This window comes from Acinetobacter sichuanensis (assembly GCF_003024515.2).
Lineage (GTDB): Bacteria > Pseudomonadota > Gammaproteobacteria > Pseudomonadales > Moraxellaceae > Acinetobacter > Acinetobacter sichuanensis.
The window spans coordinates 1-1,982 of record NZ_PYIX02000129.1 but is presented as its reverse complement, the minus strand read 5'-3'; the positions used below and the strand labels follow the sequence as shown (position 1 = coordinate 1,982).

Below are 1,982 nucleotides of genomic sequence, written 5' to 3'. Positions count from 1 at the left end.
ACATGAACAAGGAAGTAATTCTTCTGAATTCAAGGTGGGGGATTTGGTGGTTCTTATCCAATTCGCTAATGATTTTGCAAGAGAGCATGACGCACTTTATGACCTTTTTGATTTTGAAAATGATTTAGAAACTCTTGCAGTTTTGTCTGATCGAAAAGGCGGTGAGGTTAGATCGAGTACGCAACATTTACGCCACGCCACTCTTGCCGAATTCAAAGCAGGTCGTCGTTTAGACCATTCCGTTGATGTCACCGATACAGTCACTGACATCCGTAATCACATCTCGCCACGGACAATTGTTTGGGATTTGGCAAGTGGTGAGGATTGGAGTGTTAATCATGGATAAATTAACGATGGCGCATGAGTATGCGATGAAGTATGTAGGGAATCCGGATTCAAGACTAAGAACAATCAGTGAGGTTGTTGATTTTGGATGGGCTTATGCAGATGAGATGCAAGCCGAAGCGGATAAGCGGAAAAAAGAGGAAGCAGAGCAAAAGCGCAAAGAAATGCGTGAGCTGTTAAATGCTGATAATACTTTTATTGAGCGTGAAGGACAGCATTTTGATGATGTTTTAAATCCCTCGAATTCGAGCCAATTAGATATTCAAGGGATATTGCACAATATAGATGATTACTTCGATCAAGCTGAATGCACTAAAACACCTCGAATGGCAAATAATCTACTGGCACAAATTTATGAACAGTTGTCGGGTGAGGTTAAGACTTCTGAAATGGAGGCGGAACGTCATGGATAAAGTTAGAGAAGCATTTAATCAAGCATATTTATCTAAATTTCCAAATAGCAAAGCTCAGTTGCTTCCAGATGGAAATTATTCAGGATTTATTAAACAACAAGCATGGAAGGCATGGCAGTTACGACAAGCCGAGGTTGACGAGAAAGATAAGCGGATTGAAGGGCTTGAACGTCAGTTAAAAGCTGTGCATGCATTGGCTCGAATGAGATCGGCAGTTATCACTGCTGATAGATGGCTCACCTTGAGACCTCATATTAAAAAAGCAATCCAATGTTTGGATAGGAAAGAAAAAGCCCTGCGAGGTGAGCGTGAATAAACACATCCCTTGCGAGTCAGATTTAAAAAGCGTAATTCCTGAAACTTGGGCAAATGCTGTAACACGTTGTCAGGGTGGTGCACCACACAATTGCGGTGCTGATGGTCTTTGTGAACATGGTGGTACTTGCTTTGAGATTAAGGAATTAACTCTGGAGCAAGCATTGTTTGAAATTGAACATCTTAAAAAAGAACTCGATGTAACAAGGGTGAGAAACAAACAAATTGAAGTTGGTCATTTAAATTTAATTGCTCGATTGGAACATACGAAAGAATTAGCGCTTAAATATGGCAAGAGTGAGCGTGTATTCATGATTCGTCAATGTTTAACAATAATCAAGGGAAGTGTAGATGGATAACAAATTCAAAATAGGTGACCTTGTGCGAGTTGATACTTTGCCTGATGCGCCACTCCGTGAAGTTTTGGGGGTGAGAGGTGATTTTATTTTAATCAACTTTGGAGGTTGGGAAGGGTGGGTACAGGCTGGCGCATATGAGCTGATTTTGAGTAGTAAATTATGAGCAGCATATCAACTGCTGAGTATAAAAAATTATCTGGAAAACCACGGCGTACCAAGCGTCGTGTTGTTGTGAAGAAGCAGCGAGTTATTAGTGAGGGTGAAGCTAAACTCGCTCAGCATTTGAAGTCGTACAAGATCGAGTTCCAGACCGAGTTTCAATTTAGTCCTGAACGGAAGTGGAGAGCAGATTTTTATATTTTAGGGACTAAATTTTTAATCGAAGTTGAAGGTGGGATCTGGAGTAATGGGAGGCATACAAGGGCACAGGGTTATTTAGGGGATATGGAAAAGTATAACTCGGCACAAGAGTTAGGTTATTCAGTGTATCGATATAGCACTGAGCAGGTGAAAAGTGGTAAGGCGATTGAAGACATTAGACGGTTGGTAG

General features: G+C 41.0%; 5 protein-coding genes and 1 pseudogene. All 6 read left to right on the top strand.

Going from position 1 to position 1,982, the window contains the following annotated elements; genetic code table 11:
• Positions 1-346: pseudogene (locus C9E89_RS22390) on the top strand (hypothetical protein); the annotation flags it as partial.
• Positions 339-758: a hypothetical protein gene (locus tag C9E89_RS22385; protein ID WP_107010276.1), complete on the top strand. Its 420-nt coding sequence runs from the start codon at positions 339-341 to the stop codon at positions 756-758. The pseudogene C9E89_RS22390 and the gene C9E89_RS22385, both read left to right, overlap by 8 nt.
• A complete protein-coding gene (locus C9E89_RS22380; protein ID WP_107010275.1) occupies positions 751-1,074 on the top strand; it encodes a hypothetical protein in 324 nt (107 codons plus the stop codon). Before C9E89_RS22385 ends, C9E89_RS22380 begins: the two co-directional genes overlap by 8 nt.
• Positions 1,067-1,432 (top strand): hypothetical protein, encoded by a 366-nt coding sequence (locus C9E89_RS22375; protein WP_107010274.1) that lies wholly within the window; start codon positions 1,067-1,069, stop codon positions 1,430-1,432. The genes C9E89_RS22380 and C9E89_RS22375 overlap by 8 nt, the downstream gene beginning before the upstream one ends.
• Complete coding sequence (locus C9E89_RS23515; protein WP_171405211.1) at positions 1,425-1,595, top strand: hypothetical protein; 171 nt, start codon at positions 1,425-1,427, stop codon at positions 1,593-1,595. Before C9E89_RS22375 ends, C9E89_RS23515 begins: the two co-directional genes overlap by 8 nt.
• The coding region (locus tag C9E89_RS22370; protein ID WP_107010273.1) for a DUF559 domain-containing protein at positions 1,592-1,982 on the top strand (391 nt) is incomplete at its 3' end. The genes C9E89_RS23515 and C9E89_RS22370, both read left to right, overlap by 4 nt.

Bases quoted from the DNA above. Each gene is read 5' to 3' on its own strand.
- C9E89_RS23515 (WP_171405211.1), top strand. From the start codon at position 1,425: ATGGATAACAAATTCAAAATAGGTGACCTTGTGCGAGTTGATACTTTG.
- C9E89_RS22385 (WP_107010276.1), top strand. From the start codon at position 339: ATGGATAAATTAACGATGGCGCATGAGTATGCGATGAAGTATGTAGGG.
- C9E89_RS22380 (WP_107010275.1), top strand. From the start codon at position 751: ATGGATAAAGTTAGAGAAGCATTTAATCAAGCATATTTATCTAAATTT.